At 51.1% G+C, this 16,155-nt stretch carries 17 protein-coding genes; 1 reads left to right on the top strand and 16 read right to left on the bottom strand.

Annotation, left to right across the window (positions count from 1 at the left end):
* Positions 1-24: 24 nt before the first annotated feature.
* From glcF to rplM, 10 genes are all read right to left on the bottom strand, one after another.
* Positions 25-1,269, bottom strand: coding sequence for a glycolate oxidase subunit GlcF (gene glcF, locus EYB48_RS11120; protein WP_162020418.1), 1,245 nt, complete (start codon positions 1,267-1,269; stop codon positions 25-27).
* Between the two features lie 5 nt (positions 1,270-1,274).
* Complete coding sequence (gene glcE, locus EYB48_RS11115) at positions 1,275-2,351, bottom strand: glycolate oxidase subunit GlcE (protein WP_162020417.1); 1,077 nt, start codon at positions 2,349-2,351, stop codon at positions 1,275-1,277.
* Between the two features lie 18 nt (positions 2,352-2,369).
* Entirely contained in the window at positions 2,370-3,857 is a 1,488-nt protein-coding gene (locus EYB48_RS11110; protein WP_162020416.1) for an FAD-linked oxidase C-terminal domain-containing protein, read from the bottom strand.
* A gap of 217 nt (positions 3,858-4,074) precedes the next feature.
* Positions 4,075-4,728 (bottom strand): hypothetical protein, encoded by a 654-nt coding sequence (locus tag EYB48_RS11105; protein ID WP_162020415.1) that lies wholly within the window; start codon positions 4,726-4,728, stop codon positions 4,075-4,077.
* A gap of 419 nt (positions 4,729-5,147) precedes the next feature.
* Positions 5,148-5,498, bottom strand: coding sequence for an iron-sulfur cluster insertion protein ErpA (gene erpA / locus EYB48_RS11100; RefSeq protein ID WP_162020414.1), 351 nt, complete (start codon positions 5,496-5,498; stop codon positions 5,148-5,150).
* 50 nt (positions 5,499-5,548) lie between these two features.
* Positions 5,549-5,938 (bottom strand): bactofilin family protein, encoded by a 390-nt coding sequence (locus tag EYB48_RS11095; RefSeq protein WP_162020413.1) that lies wholly within the window; start codon positions 5,936-5,938, stop codon positions 5,549-5,551.
* Positions 5,939-6,008: 70 nt separating this feature from the next.
* A complete protein-coding gene (locus EYB48_RS11090) occupies positions 6,009-6,740 on the bottom strand; it encodes a DUF6776 family protein (protein WP_162020412.1) in 732 nt (243 codons plus the stop codon).
* Positions 6,741-6,742: 2 nt separating this feature from the next.
* Entirely contained in the window at positions 6,743-7,780 is a 1,038-nt protein-coding gene (argC, locus tag EYB48_RS11085) for an N-acetyl-gamma-glutamyl-phosphate reductase (RefSeq protein ID WP_162020411.1), read from the bottom strand.
* 140 nt (positions 7,781-7,920) lie between these two features.
* Complete coding sequence (gene rpsI, locus EYB48_RS11080) at positions 7,921-8,313, bottom strand: 30S ribosomal protein S9 (protein WP_162020410.1); 393 nt, start codon at positions 8,311-8,313, stop codon at positions 7,921-7,923.
* Between the two features lie 9 nt (positions 8,314-8,322).
* Positions 8,323-8,751 (bottom strand): 50S ribosomal protein L13, encoded by a 429-nt coding sequence (rplM, locus tag EYB48_RS11075; protein ID WP_162020409.1) that lies wholly within the window; start codon positions 8,749-8,751, stop codon positions 8,323-8,325.
* Positions 8,752-9,203: 452 nt separating this feature from the next.
* Here rplM and EYB48_RS11070 point away from each other — a divergent pair, with 452 nt between their 5' ends.
* A complete protein-coding gene (locus tag EYB48_RS11070; RefSeq protein ID WP_162020408.1) occupies positions 9,204-9,659 on the top strand; it encodes an OsmC family protein in 456 nt (151 codons plus the stop codon).
* Here EYB48_RS11070 and EYB48_RS11065 read toward each other — a convergent pair.
* The 6 genes from EYB48_RS11065 to EYB48_RS11040 all read right to left on the bottom strand — a co-directional run bounded on the left by EYB48_RS11065 (position 9,650) and on the right by EYB48_RS11040 (position 16,145).
* The gene (locus EYB48_RS11065; protein WP_162020407.1) at positions 9,650-10,423 is read right to left on the bottom strand and encodes a BPSS1780 family membrane protein; all 774 of its coding nucleotides are present in this window, start codon (positions 10,421-10,423) and stop codon (positions 9,650-9,652) included. The genes EYB48_RS11070 and EYB48_RS11065 overlap by 10 nt on opposite strands.
* Positions 10,420-11,385 carry a homoserine kinase gene (locus EYB48_RS11060; protein WP_162020406.1) on the bottom strand — a complete coding sequence of 322 codons (966 nt, stop codon included), beginning with the start codon at positions 11,383-11,385 and terminating at the stop codon, positions 10,420-10,422. The genes EYB48_RS11065 and EYB48_RS11060 overlap by 4 nt, the downstream gene beginning before the upstream one ends.
* A gap of 21 nt (positions 11,386-11,406) precedes the next feature.
* On the bottom strand, positions 11,407-11,841 hold the full coding sequence (locus EYB48_RS11055) for a hypothetical protein (protein WP_162020405.1): 435 nt from the start codon (positions 11,839-11,841) through the stop codon (positions 11,407-11,409).
* 149 nt (positions 11,842-11,990) lie between these two features.
* Positions 11,991-13,010, bottom strand: coding sequence for a porin (locus tag EYB48_RS11050; protein ID WP_162020404.1), 1,020 nt, complete (start codon positions 13,008-13,010; stop codon positions 11,991-11,993).
* Between the two features lie 380 nt (positions 13,011-13,390).
* Entirely contained in the window at positions 13,391-14,593 is a 1,203-nt protein-coding gene (locus EYB48_RS11045) for a multidrug effflux MFS transporter (protein WP_162020403.1), read from the bottom strand.
* Positions 14,594-14,666: 73 nt separating this feature from the next.
* The gene (locus EYB48_RS11040) at positions 14,667-16,145 is read right to left on the bottom strand and encodes an NAD-dependent succinate-semialdehyde dehydrogenase (RefSeq protein ID WP_162020402.1); all 1,479 of its coding nucleotides are present in this window, start codon (positions 16,143-16,145) and stop codon (positions 14,667-14,669) included.
* Positions 16,146-16,155 lie beyond the last annotated feature (10 nt).

Raw genomic sequence — 16,155 nt, 5'->3', positions numbered from 1 at the left:
GAAAACAAGGTGCCGCAACAAATCTCATGCAGACGCAGACAAAGCCTGATCTATCCATTCTATCCAATGCTGCACCGGCGTGTCCGTTCCAGATTGCAGATGCGTGATGCAACCGATGTTGGCTGACACCACAGCAACCGGCTGACTGGCCAGTAATTGCTTTAACTTCTGATCGCGTAACTGGTAAGCCAGACGCGGCTGTAGCACCGAATAAGTACCGGCCGAACCACAACATAAATGGCTGTCGGCGCACAGACTGACATCCACACCCACCGCACGCAGCAAGGATTCCACCTTGCCACGTATTTGTTGACCGTGCTGCAAAGTACAGGGTGGATGCCAGACTATCTTTTTACCGACCGGCAGTTTCACCAGCGCGCGTACCTGCGGCTCACGCTCTGCCAATACCTCACTCAGATCTTTGCACAAGGCCGTGACCCTGGCTGCTTTGTCAGCATAGGCCGCATCATGCGCCAGCAAATGGCCATACTCCTTGACTGTAACTCCGCAGCCTGAAGCGGTCATCAGAATGGCGTCCACGCCTGCTTCGATCGCTGGCCACCACGCATCAATGTTACGGCGCATATCCTGTAGCGCGGCCTCCTGCTCATTCAGATGATGACGTATCGCGCCACAGCAACCGGCTTTCGGCGCTACGATCAGCTCTGTGCCCAGTGCGGCCATGACGCGCCGCGTCGCGGCATTGATTTCTGGCGCCATCGCGGGCTGGACACAACCATCGAGCAACAGCATGCGACTACTTGGCTGAACCGTTACGGGTAGCGACAATACAGGCTGTGCCACTTTGCGTAGCGGGATTTTATTTTTCAGGAACTGCGGCAATACCGGGCGCAGGAATTGTCCTGCCTGCATAGCAGGCCGGAATATCCACGGACGCGGCAGAGCCGCGCTGAGAGTTTTACGAAGCAAGGTCTGCGTGACCGATCGACCGACTTGCTGCTCAACTACGGCGCGCCCTATATCCAGCAAGCGGCTGTATTTCACACCGGATGGGCAAGTGGTTTCACAATTGCGACAGGTCAGGCAGCGGTCCAGATGTTGCTGGGTTTTTTCGGTAGCGGCTTGACCTTCCAGCACCTGCTTGATCAGATAGATGCGGCCACGCGGCCCATCGAGCTCATCGCCCAGTAACTGGTAGGTAGGGCAAGTCGCAGTACAGAAACCGCAGTGCACGCACTTGCGCAGGATTTCGTCAGCTTCCTGACCGGCATGGCTGTCTTTAATGAAATCGGCGAGATTGGTTTGCATAAGCGTCAGATATCCTTGAACATACGGCCAGGATTGAAGATTCCTGCGGGGTCAAATGCTTGTTTCAAATGCTGGTGTATGCGCAGCAAAGGCGCAGATAAAGGAGCGAACACCTCGGCCTGACGGTCACCGCCACGGAAAATACTCGCATGCCCGCCCGCTTCCCTTGCCAGTGTCTGAATACGCTCCGGACTTTCATCGCTGTACAGCCAACGCTGCGCGCCGCCCCATTCGATCAGGGATTTACCGGTCAAAGGCAAAGCGGGCGTCGTCGGTGGCAAGGACAAGCGCCATAAGACATGCGCCTCATCCTGGGAAAAATAGTCCAGCGTCTGTTCCCGTAATGCCTGCCACCAGTTGCTGGCATCGGTAATCTCTTCGCCACCCATGCTATGTCGCGCTGCATCCACCGCTGCCTGCGCGCCTGACAGACGTACCAGCAAACGCCCGACATACCAGCAAGTCGCTGAAATGGGTAAGGGCTGTCCGGCCCAGCTATTCATTTTGCGTAATGCATCGGCTTCGGACAAGGCAAATACCAGCGTGGTTTCTGCCACCGGCCTGGGTAAGACTTTGACCGAGGCATGCAGGATCAGGCCCAGCGTCCCCAAAGAACCCGCCAACATGCGCGACACATCATAGCCAGCGACGTTTTTCATGACCTGCCCGCCAAATTCCGCAATCTGGCCACGGCCATCCATCAGCGCTGTACCCAGCACAAAATCCTTTACAGCTCCCGCGTACGGACGACGTGGGCCCGCCAGGCCTGCTGCCAGCATGCCGCCGAAGGTGGCGTGTTCCGAAAAATGTGGCACTTCACAGGCCAGCATTTGCTGCTGCTCCGCTAACACAGCTTCAATCTCACGCAATGGGGTACCGGCACAGGCGGTGATTACCAGCTCGGTCGGTTCATAGGACAAAATACCGCGGTAAGCCCGCGTATCCAGCAATTGCCCGCTGCTCTGCCGTCCATACCAGGCTTTGCTGCCGCCACCTTGTATCTGTAATGGCTGCGCATGCGCAGCGGCAGCCAGCACTTGTTCACGTAATTCATCGAGGACAGGATTGTTCTTTGCATTCATACCTAGACTGGCCTTTCATTAAAAACGGGGTAAGTCCGGGAACTTCAGTTGCCCTTTCCTGACATGCATGCGTCCGTATTCCGCACAGCGGTGCAGGGTAGGAATCGCCTTATCCGGATTGAGTAAGCCAGCGGTATCGAATGCTTTTTTTACGGCAAAGAAAGCGTTTAACTCGGTCTCCGTGAACTGTACGCACATGGAATTGATTTTTTCTATGCCCACACCATGCTCGCCGGTGATGGTGCCACCGACAGCAACGCATAACTCCAGAATTTCCTCACCGAAGGCCTCGGCGCGAAAAAATTCGCCTTCCTGATTCGCATCAAACATGATCAGAGGATGCAGATTGCCATCACCGGCATGAAACACATTGGCACAGCGCAGGCCATATTTCTGCTCCATCGCGGCAATCCCGGTCAGCACTTCAGCCAGGCGTTTGCGTGGAATCGTGCCGTCCATACAGTAATAATCGGGCGAGATTCTGCCAGCCGCAGGAAAGGCATTTTTACGGCCAGACCAAAAGCGCAAACGCTCAGCCTCGCTCTGTGATACCGCAATCGCGCTGGCACCGGCTTGCTGCAATACCGCACTCATGCGTGCGATTTCCTCGTCCACTTCAGCGGCAGTACCATCCGATTCACATAACAGTATGGCCTCGGCATCCGTGTCGTAACCCGCATGAACAAAGGGCTCCACCATGCGCGAGGAAGTCTTGTCCATCATTTCCAGTCCGGCTGGAATAATGCCAGCCGCAATCACTTCTGCCACCGCATTGCCACCCGTGACCACATCGTTAAACGAGGCCATGATGACTTTCGCCACTTGCGGTTTCGGCACCAGTCTGACCGTCACTTCGGTCACGATACCCAGCATACCCTCGGAGCCGATGAAGACCGATAACAGCTCCAGCCCTGGCGCGTCCAGCGCTTCGCTGCCGAGCTCGACTACCTCACCATCCATCAGCACGACACGAACTCGTAACACATTGTGTACCGTCAGTCCGTATTTCAGGCAATGCACACCACCCGAGTTTTCTGCCACGTTGCCGCCTATGGTGCAGGCGATCTGTGAAGAAGGATCAGGCGCGTAATACAAGCCATGCCCGGCAACGGCTTCAGAAATAGCCAGGTTACGCACACCGGGCTGCACCCGCGCAGTTCGCGCCAGCGCATCGATCTGCACGATGCGGTTCAGTTTAGCTGTGGATAACACCAGCCCATCGGCGATAGGCGTAGCACCGCCCGATAAGCCTGTGCCCGCACCGCGTGGCACGATAGGGATTTGCAGGCGGGAACAAATACGTAGCACTTGCTGTACCTGTGCTTCATCTTCAGGCAGACAAACCACCATAGGCAATTGCCGGTAGGCGGTCAGGCCATCGCATTCATACGGGCGGGTATCTTCTTCATGATGCAGGATGGAATGCTTAGGTAAGACCTGGTGTAAGGCCTGCACCAGGTCACGCTGCCTTTGCCTTATCATCGGTCCCTGCTCGGTCTGCTGCATATTCACCTCTTTGGTATCGGCGCATTCAACATAAGTCTTGTTCGGGCAAAGGCTGCAGCCTGCCAGCGTGCTGACGCAACAGTCACAGCGCCCTGAGTTACATAGTTCTCAGTGTAATCAGCTTTACAAGCTTTGGGATGAATAGTTTCAGCAGCTGCCGCTGAATTGTTTTCAAGGCATAAAAAAAGGACGCCGCAGCGTCCTTAATTTTTTGCATTCAGCATCCTTGCCACGAAAACTCTGCAACTGGGGAGGCGAATTCCCCACTGACTGAAGATAAGAAAAGTACGATCTTTCCGTTGTTATAAGTATCAAATGAAAATATAAAATCAGGTCGACCATCACGATCGATATCTCCAACCCAGTTAAGTCGAATGGTATCGGTAAAATCACTGTCGCCCTCGACCGTATCACCTAAAAATTGTTTGGTCTTCCCCTGCACTAAGTAGACTTTACATTGACTCAATCCATTTTCGTTATTTTTCTTTTTGCAAATGTGAGTGAGTACATATTTCTTCTTGGCGAATACAAAAGAATCACCGTCGATAGACGCGCTTTCGATTTTTCCTGGTTTTAAACGATTCGATTTGATGACTAAAATCGTGTCTTTATCAGGCACATCGACAGACCGCCCAGTGAAGTTGGCTTTATCATTTTCATCGGCGTCTAACACTGGATCAAACACTGAGCTTATCTTTGGCTGAACACGCTTAAGTAAAAACTGTCCATCGACTTTAGCCAGTGCGAACCAACTACCACCTATTTGTGTCGGCACCTCGCCCCCGTGATGCTTTCCGGGGAGTAGAATTTCGAGTGTTTCATTGCCAAAGGCAAACAAATTAAGTGTAGTAAATAAAAGACCAGTAAACATCAAAAGGTTTCTTAGTCGCATATAGAAGAAGTGTCGCGGTTACACTAGCACAGGTGTAGGTGCTGCAGTATTGAGTCAATTGGCACTGCACAGCACCTGCGAAAAAACTTATGGGAATATTTTACATAGGACTGACGCATGTGTCCCAGAAAGTTTGAACAGCCCGTTGCCACTTTGTGCAACATCAATGGCGAGCTATGTCTCTTTCGCCAGCGGTCAATATGTTGACTTTACCATGACTATACTTACACTATGACGACACAGGCAGTAGCAGCTATACCAGCAAAACAAGGAGATGCATAACGTCGGTGGACCAGTTATACGTAAGTTCAATTACATAAATCTCACATTTGACTGATATAAAAAAAGGACGCCGCAGCGTCCTTAATTTTTGCATTCAGTTTTTGCATTCAGTGTGCTTACACGGAGAATGAAGATCCGCAACCACAAGTGGTGGATGCATTCGGATTTTTAATCACAAACTGTGCGCCTTCGAGATCGTCTTTATAGTCGATTTCAGCACCGACCAGATACTGGTAGCTCATGGAATCGATGAGCAACTGCACACCATTTTTTGTCATGGTGGTGTCGTCTTCATTGGTGATTTCATCAAAAGTGAAGCCATACTGGAAACCGGAACAGCCACCGCCTTGTACGAATACACGCAGTTTCAGGTCTGGATTACCTTCTTCTTCTATCAGTTGCGCTACTTTGGCAGCAGCGCTGTCGGTAAAAATAATTGGTGCTGGCATTTCTGCAACGGCGTTCATTTCTTGCTCCTTGTATCTAAGATTGTTCCATTATAGACCTGAGTGCGGATCTATGCAGCGGATACCGCCAGCTTGAGCACCGGTTCCTGCACCACGTCATGCGTGAGCTTGCCTGACACCAGTGCACCACTCATCATTTCCAGTGTCTTGTAATGCACATCGCCGGAAATCCTTGCCTTAGGCTGCAACTCCAGCAAATCGCTGGAAAACACCGGCCCGTTGATGACACCATTGACCACCACATGCGAGGCACGCACTTCGCCCTCAATCACAGCCTGCTCAGAAATGATCAGCATACTGGCTGCATCCGGTTCGGCGATCACATTGCCGCTGATATGTCCATCTATGCGCAACCCACCTTTGAAATGCAGGTCACCGGAGATACGTGTGGTCGAGCCTATCAGGCTGTCTATAGTATTTTTTGCTTTGCGATTAAACATGAGCATCCCTTCTTCAGGAAATCAGAGCAGCGCCCGCGCGGTGACAAAAACGGCCCGGCCTGCTCTTGGTTCAAGTGGTTAAACTGATGGTCTGTTGAGCACGTTGCTGTCCGCGCTCCAGCACTTTCACCTGAACCGATTTTACCGTTGCATCCTCAGGTAGCGGTATGACACCTTCCATACGCTGATAGTGCTTAAAAGCCAATTTAAGCTTAGCAGCATCGCCGGATTTAGGATCAGGGAACAGCATCGTAACAGGTTTACCGGCCTGTACCAAATTCAGGGTCAACTGCATTTCACCGGAAAACTCGCTGCTTTTTTTCACGCCCTGTACCAACAAGGCGCGATAACGCAATTGTCCTGGCGCCACCAGCTCTGCCTTCAGGTTTTGTACCGCTACGCCATCCGGCCCGGTACCTGCCTGCATAAAACTTTCAAAAAAAGCCAGATCGTCTTTCAGCTTTTGATTATCGGCGGTCAGTGTCTTGACCTGATCCATCAGCTCTTTTTGCATAGAGCGATCAATATTGAGCTTACTGTCTATGGTATTGGTCTGCTGGCGCAACTGATCACGCTCAGAGGTCAACTCACTGATCTGCTCTTGTAATTGCAATAAACTGACGCCCCCCGTCCCCATGGCACTGACGCTGCGCTTACCCATGACAAAAGCGGCATAGAGCAAGGCCAGGACAAGCACGATCACCAAGGCCAGTAAAGCAATCCTGGCATGCCAGGATTGCTCCTGGCGCACCGTCAGTTTTGCTGATAGCAGCGGATGATGACGCAAAGGACGCTTAGCCATGCTTATGGCATTACCGGAACGTGCTGCAGACCTGTGTTTTCCGCCAGGCCAAACATCAGATTCATACACTGTACGGCCTGACCGGATGCGCCTTTGACCAGATTATCCTGCACCACCAGAATCACCAAAGTCTTGCCATTGCCGGGACGGTGCAAAGCCAGACGCAGCATATTCGACGCACGTGTGGAGCGGGTTTCAGGATGCGAGCCAAATGGCATGACATCGACAAATTCTTCATCCTTATAGGCATCTTCAAACAAGGCCTGCAAGGCTTCATTACTGATATCTGTCTTCAGCTTTGCATACAATGTCGAATGCATGCCACGTATCATAGGTACCAGATGCGGCGTGAATAAGAGCTCAACCGGTTCCGCGGTCAGACGCTGCAATTGTTCTGTGGTTTCCGGTGTATGACGATGTCCGGATACGCCATAGGCTTTGAATGTGTCGCTCGATTCTGAGAACAGGATGCCAATTTCCGCTTTGCGACCTGCGCCCGAGACACCGGACTTACAATCGGCAATCAGGCTGCCCGCATCAATCACCCCGGCTTTGAGCAAAGGCGCAAAACCGAGCTGCATAGTGGTCGGATAACAACCGGGATTACCGATCACGCGCGCAGTTTTGATCGCATCACGATTCAGCTCTGGCAAGCCATATACAGCTTCTTTCAACACTTCCTGGCAGGTATGCGGAATGCCATACCATTTTTCAAACTGTGCTACATCCTGCAAACGGAAATCTGCCGCCAGATCAATCACTTTGACACCCGCAGCCAGCAATTCCGGTGCCTGCGCCATGGCCACACCATGTGGCGTAGCAAAGAAAACGACGTCGCAATCGGTCAGCCTGGCTTTATCAGGAGAAGAAAACGCTATACCCACTTTACCTCGCAGGGAGGGATACATATCGGCGACCGGCAAGCCATCCTCTTTACGTGAGGTGATCGCGGTCAGCTCGACTTCAGGATGGGTGGACAAAATACGTAATAACTCGACACCCGTATATCCGGTGCCGCCGACAATACCAACTTTAATCATGGACGTTCCTTGCAAGAAATTTTCCGTTATTTTAACAGCAGATGCGATGCGGACCACGCTGATATTGCTGTGCGAGGGTGAACTCTGTAAAAGCAAAAAGCCGCCCAAACAGGCGGCTTTTTGTTTCCAGCGATAAAAAATTAACGCTTGGAGAATTGTTTTGCGCGACGTGCTTTGCGCAGACCAACTTTTTTACGTTCAACTTCACGAGCGTCACGAGTAACGAAGCCAGCTTTGGACAATTCAGATTTCAAAGTTGCATCGTAGTCGATCAGCGCACGAGTGATACCGTGACGAACTGCACCGGATTGGCCGGATTCGCCGCCGCCGTGAACGTTAACCATAATGTCGAAAGTTTCGAGATTATTAGTCAGTTCCAGTGGTTGACGGATAACCATCAGGCCAGTTTCACGAGAGAAGTATTCGCTCGCTGGTTTGCCGTTGACAACGATCTTGCCGCTGCCAGATTTCAGGAATACACGAGCAACTGCGCTCTTGCGACGGCCAGTACCGTAGTTGTAATTACCGATCATGGCTAATCCTTAGATGTCGAGTACTTGTGGTTGCTGAGCAGCGTGCGGATGTGTTGCATCTGCATAAACTTTCAGCTTCTTGATCATTGCATAGCCGAGTGGGCCTTTAGGCAACATGCCTTTAACAGCTTTCTCGAGTGCACGACCTGGAAAACGCTGTTGCATTTTCGTGAAGTTTGTTTCATAGATACCGCCTGGGTAACCAGTATGACGGTAGTATGTTTTGTTCAGAGCTTTAGTACCAGTCACGCGCAGTTTAGCTGCGTTAACAACAACGATAAAATCGCCTGTGTCTACGTGTGGTGTAAATTCTGGTTTATGTTTGCCGCGCAAACGGAGTGCCACTTCGCTGGCAACACGTCCGAGTACTTTATCTGTCGCGTCAATCACGAACCAGTCGCGCTGAACCTCATGGCCCTTAGCGGAAAAGGTTTTCATGTTGAATCCTAAATAGTTAAATACGCCCTGTTGCGGTGGTTCTGCCTTTGCTCCGGCAGACTCTCCCTTGTTCATTTCTCGCATGGGCAAATCGAGAATCGAAAATTATAAAGCCTTTCAAAGACTTAAGGCAAGAAATGTTTAAAATTTAGGCAGATTTTTTGCGCACACCAGGCTAGCAGGCAAAAAAATACCCGAAGACCAGGCTTCGGGTGGAATCCACCAAAGGAGTAGGTGGAGGAGACAAAGCGTGGTTAGCTGCTCAAGAAGAATAACTAACCGATGAGTCAATAATAGGTGAAGAAATTGTGCAGTGCAAGAAAATTTCCCGGATTTATGCGAAGATTCCCTCTAAATAAACGGGATACAGTCGGAAGTATGACTCAGGATTGTAAGCCCTGCCCGCTCTGGGCTACACTTTGATGCAAGTCACTCAACAAGAAGGAAAGAACATGGAAGCAACGGTACGCTGGACAGGAACATCCGGTATGTCTTTTTTAGCAGAAACAGGCTCGGGCCACGCTGTATTGATGGATGGCGCACCGGAAGGTGGTGGCCGCAATCTGGCACCGCGTCCTATGGAAATGCTGTTGCTGGGCACGGGTGGATGCACGGCTTATGATGTGGTGCTGATTTTACGGAAAAGTAAGCAAGACGTACGTGGCTGCGACCTCAAATTGAGTGCTGAACGTGCAGAAACCGAGCCCAAGGTGTTCACGAAAATCAATTTCCACTTCGTGGTGCGTGGCCGCAACCTGAAGCCAGCCGCGGTCGAGCGCGCCATCAAACTCTCACACGAAAAGTATTGCTCCGCATCTATCATGCTGGAAAAAACTGCCAGCATGACACACAGCTTTGAAATTATCGAAGACAGTGAATTGCCTTCAGAGCACGAAGTTCAGGCCTGAGTTTCCACGTCCGGCGCACCGAACACATCGGTGTAGCTTGGGTAAAACGAGCAATAGCGTATCGTGGTCAGCACGGAAAGCACAGGAAGCATGAACAGCAGCAGCATCGCTTCCTGTCCGGCAATCGCAACCAGCACCTCCAGTATCAATGCCGGCAGCAAACCAGCCAGCAGCATCCAGCACAGGCAATACACCAGGAAAACGCGCCAGGCACGCTTCACTGATAAAAAGCTGAAAAATAAGGCCTTAGCAACCGACATCTGCTGCCAAAGAATTAATGGGCCTGCATACCAGAATGCCATTAATGCAGGCAAAAATACCAGTCCCATCACCAGCATACCCTGCATCAGATTACCCGCGTCCACCGTTTTAGGGTCGGGTGGTTCAGTGCTGGTCAGCACCGTGAATAATTCCGCATTCCCCACCAGCTTAGACGCAGCAACAGCGATCGTCATTGCCAGTAAAAACAAAACGCCGAGATTAATCAGTGCTACCCAGCGCTTGGCACGGAAACCGCTGAACAAAACCGGCAGCGTGACTTTTTTCTTCAGATCGATATCCTGACAAGCCTGCATGAAACCCATAGAAAAAACCGGCATCAGCAAAAATGGCAGCACCGCGCCTAGCAAGGGAATAATCCCTGCCAGCAGCAAACAAAACATATACGCAAAAAACAGGCTCAGCATTTCTGCTGGCTGTTGTTTGAAATAGGCAAAGCCACGCTTCACCCACGACCATCCGGTCAAGGCAGGCATCGCATTCATGAATTCACAGGCAAAGGTGGAACAGGCTGGGATTCGCGCAGGCGCAAGATGCGCTCAAAATGTGCCGGATCATGCGGCGTGAGCATTTCTGCATCCCGTGGCTGATAGTAATCATACAAACGGGAGAGCCAGAAACGTAAGGCCGCAGCACGCAACAGCGGCTGCCATGCACTGCTTTCTTCCCCAGTAAAAGGCCGCACTGCGTGATAGGCGCTCAGCATAGCAATAACCCGTGCGCTATCCAGCGTGCCAGTGTCAAGGTCTATACACCAGTCATTGACCGTTACCGCTACATCGAACAACCAGGTATCACAACCAGCAAAATAAAAATCAAAAAAGCCGGTGAGTTGCTCACCTGAGAACATCACATTATTACGGAACAAGTCGGCATGGACTGGGCCGCGTGGCAAAGCCTTATACACAGCACTGGCCTCAAATGCATCCTGAAAATGGATTTCAGCACGCAGCATATGCTGCAATTCATCGCTAATAAAAGGCAAGACCTTAGGCACAGTCAGATGCCACCAGTCTGAGGCGCGCAGATTTTTTTGAAATAAGGGGAAGCTGGTGCCAGCCAAATGCATTTTCGCCAGCATTTGACCCACAGCAGCGCAATGCACAGCCTGCGGCTGCATTTGAGAACTCCCCTCCAGCTTACTGACTATCGCAGCTGGCTTACCGTGCAAGGGCACTACCAATTGTCCATCGTGGTTGGCAACAGGCGCAGGAACCAGCACCCCATGATCCGCCAGATGGCGCATCAGTTTCAGGTAAAAAGGCAGTTGCTCAAAATTCAGGTTCTCGAAAATGGTCAGTACATATTCACCCGCTTCAGTGGTGATAAAAAAATTACTGTTCTCTATGCCTGAAGAGATGCCCTTCACTGCACTGACTTTACCTAGTGGGAACTGATCTATCCAGGGACTCAGATCTTCCAGAGAAACGGGGGTAAAAACTGCCATACTCTTTTCTTATCAAGGATGTTATTTTGCTGCTGCGCTGGCAGGGGCTGCTTTGACTGGTGCTGGCGGTAAGACTGGCAAGGGCTCCGGCGCTTCTTTTGCTTCTTTTTTTCCACCGAATTCCAGGAGTGTCCACTGTGCAGCACGATTACCCTGACCTTGCACGGTACCAGGCTGGGCATTACCAGCCTGAGGGTCTGCTTTCAGGGTGTAACTGCTTTTGCCAGACTTCACTTCGACTTCAGTGACTTTGCCTGCATTATTCTTTTTTTCGACAACTTTATTTTTTTGTTCAGGCTTACCGACAGATAAATTCTTTTCAGTTGGCCCCTCTTCCAGTTTTTCCATTTTCGGTGGCGGCGGCACCTCGGCTTTAGCTGGTGCTTGCGCGCGCACAGGTGTAGTAAGCTGGGCAGCGAAAATCACTGCGGCGATGGGCAGGAGAGCGTTTTTCATGATGATCTTTCGGTGAAGCCGGAATTCTTTCATTGTAACAAACGGCAGGACTCAGTGCCTGAATAGACAATGCATTTAACTGAATTCCAATAAAAAAAGAGCAGCCTGAGCTGCTCTTTTCAGATCTTTACAGGCTAAGCCTGCAAGGATTAGAAGCGGTGTTGAATACCAGCTGTCAGTTCATGAACTTTAGAGCCTTTTTTACCAGCAAACTGATCGCTAACGATAGTCGCTTCTGAGTCTTGTTTAGCGTATGCGTATGCTGCATACAGGTCAGTACGCTTGGACAGACCGTGGACATAGCCCAGGGAGAACTGTTTAACGTCTTTAGCTACTGCAGAGTCAGACACTTTAGTGAAACCAGCCAATACTTTGCCAGTTGCAGTTACAGGTGCGCTAACAGCCAGAGTGTAGATCTTACGATCCATACCTTTGTCATCTTTTTGTTTTTGGAACAAGAAGACTGGTTTAGCTACGCCGAAGTCATAAGCAGCAGCAACTGTGTTTGCAGAAACAGCATTGCCAATAACATTGTCTTTGGCGTAGTTGTAGCCAACTTCCAGCGCGTCAACTTTGTAGTTTGCTGTCAGACCAACAGAACGCTCTGCGGAATTGTCACCAGCTTTTTCACCAGCGCCGTAAGATACAGCTGCTTTGAAGCCACTCAGATCTGGAGTGTTGTAGAAAATCGCGTTGCTAACGCGGCCATTGGTCTCGTCTTTATTCACTTTACCAGCTACGAAATACAAAGCACGTGTACCGTTGCCATTGTTAACCAGTGCGGAACCAAACGGATCGTAGCTATCAAAGAATTTCAAAGTTGTAGTTTTGTCACGACCCAGGTTCACAGAACCGAAATCGCCAGACAGACCAACCAGAGTTGTACGACCAAAAGTACGGCCACTTTGATCGGACTCGCCTGTGTCCATCTTAACGCCTTGTTCCAGAACGAAGTTAGCTTTCAGACCGCCACCCAGATCTTCAGTACCTTTGAAGCCCAGACGGGAACCGCCTTGTTGGCCGCTAGTTACTTTAGCTTGTTTACCAGCACCAGCGCTAACGCCTTGAACGCCGATATCAGCAACACCGTAGATAGTTACGGAAGATTGAGCAAAAGCTGCACCGGAGAAAGCACCCATCAGAGCGAGTGCGAGGAATGATTTTTTCATTGTCTAGTATCCAAAAATGAATGTTAATTTTTGCTGACACCAAAGAGCCAGGCACAGCAAAAAACAGATTGCAGGTTCTTTACAGCCTTGAACCAAGATTGATTCAATGACAAGCGACACCTTACCTGCACAAAATGACGCTTTGATGAAATCGAACAAATTCACAACAAGGCACTACAAAGCGTCGCAATATAAAGACATGACAGACGCCGATAAGTTCACATCTAATGAGCATCTATTCACGACTTAAGCCTACATTATAGGCAATTTTTGCGAATGCTGCACAGCACCATGCATATAAGGGAAATCACCTAGATTTCAAGGCCTTCCCAAAAAATTGTTTTTGGGCATGTATTTAACGCTTCAAGGTCTTGTTTGGCTTACATGATTGAACGTGAAAAATGCCTGCCGGAATACCACAGACTAGCCGCAATCAGACAACATGAGAGCTGACCCAAGGCGAGGGATAAAACCGCGTGATCGAGTGCTGGCGCGACCAGTCCGGCGATGAGTGCACTCACAAAAGTCACGCTGGCAGACTGGCAAGATGCCACTACACCACGAATTTCCGGAAACAGGTCCAGCACCAGTAAAGTCGCACCCGGCGCCACCAGAGACATGCCAAAAGCATAAAAAAATAAGGGCATGACAGACCAGAACAGCTGAGGAGCAAACAGCGCGTGATAAACGACGTTAGTCAATCCTGCGCCAATTAAAAAACAAAAGCCCATATTTACCTGGACCCAGACCCTCAATTTCCCGGCCATACGGTTGGCCGCCAGAGCGCCGAGAAAGATGCCGCCTACGGTGGGTACAAATTGCCAGCCAAACTGGTCGGCACCCAATTTCAAGTGCTGGGTAATAAACGCAGGCGCTGCAGAAATATACAAAAACAAGCCGGCAAAATTAAACGCTATGGTGCCAGCCTTCAGATAAAACAATTTGGAGCGAAATACCTGGCGGTAACTGGTCCACAAAAAATCCGCACTAAAAGTTTGCCTATTATCAATTGCCAAAGATTCTGGCAGCCAGCGATAACACGCAACCCATAGCACAACAGTGTAGCCAAATAACAACAAGAAGATTGCGCGCCAGCCCCAAATTCCGACCAGCCAGCCACCTAAAATGGGAGCAATTGCTGGCGCTATCGAAAAAATCATGGTCACCAGTGACAATAACTTTTCAGCCTCAGGCCCCTCATACAAATCACGGATAATCGCGCGCCCCACCACCATACCCGCACCAGCCGACACGCCCTGGAGTATCCTGAATCCCCATAAATAATGAATGCTGTGAGCCGAAGCGCATCCAAAGCTGGCGATAGCAAATACCGACAAAGCGACCAGAATCACATTGCGACGACCGAAGGAGTCCGACAAAGCGCCATGCCATAAGGTCATCACCGCAAACGACAGCATGTAAGCGGTCAGCGTCTGCTGCACTTCCAGTGCATGCGCCTGCAAGCTTTGCTGGATAGCCGGAAACGCTGGCAAATAAGTGTCAATCGCAAAAGGTCCAAGCATCGCCAGCGCAGCCAGAATACAGGCCAGCGCAGTGCTGTTCAAAGGCGTGGAGGAACGCATAAATTCTTTCTTTTTTTTAGCTTAATAAGATCTGAGCCTGCCTGTTGAGCAAGGCAGGCTCAAGTGATGAGCACTATTGCATCTGGCCCATACACAGGTATTTCATTTCCAGATATTCATCCATCCCGTAACGGGACCCTTCGCGTCCCAGACCCGACTGCTTCACGCCACCGAATGGAGCCACCTCGTTAGACATGAGACCGGTATTGATGCCGACCATGCCGTATTCGAGTTTTTCTGCCACCCGCCAGACGCGTGCGATATCACGTGAATAAAAGTAAGAAGCCAGACCGAAATCCGTGGCATTTGCGGCAGCGATCACCTGTTCTTCGGTATCGAAAGCCATTACCGCAGCGACCGGTCCGAAGGTTTCTTCTTGCATGACCAGCATGGAGTCTGTGACATCTGCCAATACCGTGGGTTCGAAAAATAAGGCGCCAGCTGCATGCTGCTGACCGCCCGCACACAGTTGCGCACCTTTGCTGAGGGCATCGCTGACATGCTCCTGTACTTTGGCGATCGCCTGCGCATCGATCATCGGCCCCTGCTGCACGCCAGCCGTAAAACCGTCACCGACCTGGATTTTGCGCGCGCCAGCCACCAGTTTCGCGACGAATTCCTGATACAGCGAACGATGGACATAAAAGCGATTCGTGCAGACGCAAGTCTGTCCGGCATTGCGATACTTCGATTGCAATGCGCCCTCTACGGCCGCATCCAGATCCGCATCCTCGAAGACGATGAAAGGCGCATGACCACCGAGTTCCAGCGCCAGTTTTTTAATCGTAGGCGCAGATTGCTGCATCAGGATGCGGCCAACCGGCGTAGACCCTGTGAACGACAAATGCCGGACTACCGTGCTGTCGCACAAGCGCTTACCGATGTCGACAGAGCGTGCGCCGTCTGCAGTCAAGACATTAACCACGCCAGCCGGGATACCCGCGCGATGCGCCAGCTCCGCCAATGCCAATGCGGACAACGGAGTCTGTTCAGCTGGCTTGATCACGATAGTGCAGCCAGCCGCAATGGCCGGAGCGACTTTGCGGGTAATCATCGCAATCGGGAAATTCCATGGCGTGATGGCCGCGCATACGCCTATGGGCTGGCGTAAGACCAGCATGCGTTTATCGGCTGCGGTCGTACTCAGCACATCACCAGCAACCCGTTTCGCTTCTTCACCAAACCACTCTATAAAACTGGCACCATAGATCACCTCGCCCTTGGCTTCGGCCAGGGGTTTGCCCTGCTCCGCTGTCATGATGCGTGCCAGATCATCGGTATGCGCGATCATCAGATCGAACCAGCGCCGCATCAGTTGTGCGCGTTCCTTCCCCGTCTTTGCCGACCAGGGTCCAAACGCTGCCTGCGCCGCCTGAATCGCGCGCTCTGCGTCGCTGCCATCGAGGTTGCTAATCTGTGCCAGCAAGCTGCCATTGGATGGATTAATAACGTCGAACCGGTCTGCGCTATCGTGCCATGCACCATTGATATAGGCGGACTCCTTCAACAATGTAGGGTCCTGCAAAGCTAAAGCCTGTGCTGCGTGCTGCATCTTGATCCCT

It is taken from the genome of Cognatundibacterium crateris, from assembly GCF_010078235.1.
Taxonomy (GTDB): Bacteria; Pseudomonadota; Gammaproteobacteria; order Burkholderiales; family Burkholderiaceae_D; genus Undibacterium; species Undibacterium crateris.
This window is presented reverse-complemented; position numbering and strand designations above follow the sequence as displayed.

What these genes read in the sequence shown, in the direction of transcription:
- glcF (WP_162020418.1), bottom strand. Translation starts at nt 1,269, where the DNA reads ATGCAAACCAATCTCGCCGATTTCATTAAAGACAGCCATGCCGGTCAG.
- glcE (WP_162020417.1), bottom strand. Translation starts at nt 2,351, where the DNA reads ATGAATGCAAAGAACAATCCTGTCCTCGATGAATTACGTGAACAAGTG.
- EYB48_RS11110 (WP_162020416.1), bottom strand. Translation starts at nt 3,857, where the DNA reads ATGCAGCAGACCGAGCAGGGACCGATGATAAGGCAAAGGCAGCGTGAC.
- EYB48_RS11105 (WP_162020415.1), bottom strand. Translation starts at nt 4,728, where the DNA reads ATGTTTACTGGTCTTTTATTTACTACACTTAATTTGTTTGCCTTTGGC.
- erpA (WP_162020414.1), bottom strand. Translation starts at nt 5,498, where the DNA reads ATGAACGCCGTTGCAGAAATGCCAGCACCAATTATTTTTACCGACAGC.
- EYB48_RS11095 (WP_162020413.1), bottom strand. Translation starts at nt 5,938, where the DNA reads ATGTTTAATCGCAAAGCAAAAAATACTATAGACAGCCTGATAGGCTCG.
- EYB48_RS11090 (WP_162020412.1), bottom strand. Translation starts at nt 6,740, where the DNA reads ATGGCTAAGCGTCCTTTGCGTCATCATCCGCTGCTATCAGCAAAACTG.
- argC (WP_162020411.1), bottom strand. Translation starts at nt 7,780, where the DNA reads ATGATTAAAGTTGGTATTGTCGGCGGCACCGGATATACGGGTGTCGAG.
- rpsI (WP_162020410.1), bottom strand. Translation starts at nt 8,313, where the DNA reads ATGATCGGTAATTACAACTACGGTACTGGCCGTCGCAAGAGCGCAGTT.
- rplM (WP_162020409.1), bottom strand. Translation starts at nt 8,751, where the DNA reads ATGAAAACCTTTTCCGCTAAGGGCCATGAGGTTCAGCGCGACTGGTTC.
- EYB48_RS11070 (WP_162020408.1), top strand. Translation starts at nt 9,204, where the DNA reads ATGGAAGCAACGGTACGCTGGACAGGAACATCCGGTATGTCTTTTTTA.
- EYB48_RS11065 (WP_162020407.1), bottom strand. Translation starts at nt 10,423, where the DNA reads ATGAATGCGATGCCTGCCTTGACCGGATGGTCGTGGGTGAAGCGTGGC.
- EYB48_RS11060 (WP_162020406.1), bottom strand. Translation starts at nt 11,385, where the DNA reads ATGGCAGTTTTTACCCCCGTTTCTCTGGAAGATCTGAGTCCCTGGATA.
- EYB48_RS11055 (WP_162020405.1), bottom strand. Translation starts at nt 11,841, where the DNA reads ATGAAAAACGCTCTCCTGCCCATCGCCGCAGTGATTTTCGCTGCCCAG.
- EYB48_RS11050 (WP_162020404.1), bottom strand. Translation starts at nt 13,010, where the DNA reads ATGAAAAAATCATTCCTCGCACTCGCTCTGATGGGTGCTTTCTCCGGT.
- EYB48_RS11045 (WP_162020403.1), bottom strand. Translation starts at nt 14,593, where the DNA reads ATGCGTTCCTCCACGCCTTTGAACAGCACTGCGCTGGCCTGTATTCTG.
- EYB48_RS11040 (WP_162020402.1), bottom strand. Translation starts at nt 16,145, where the DNA reads ATGCAGCACGCAGCACAGGCTTTAGCTTTGCAGGACCCTACATTGTTG.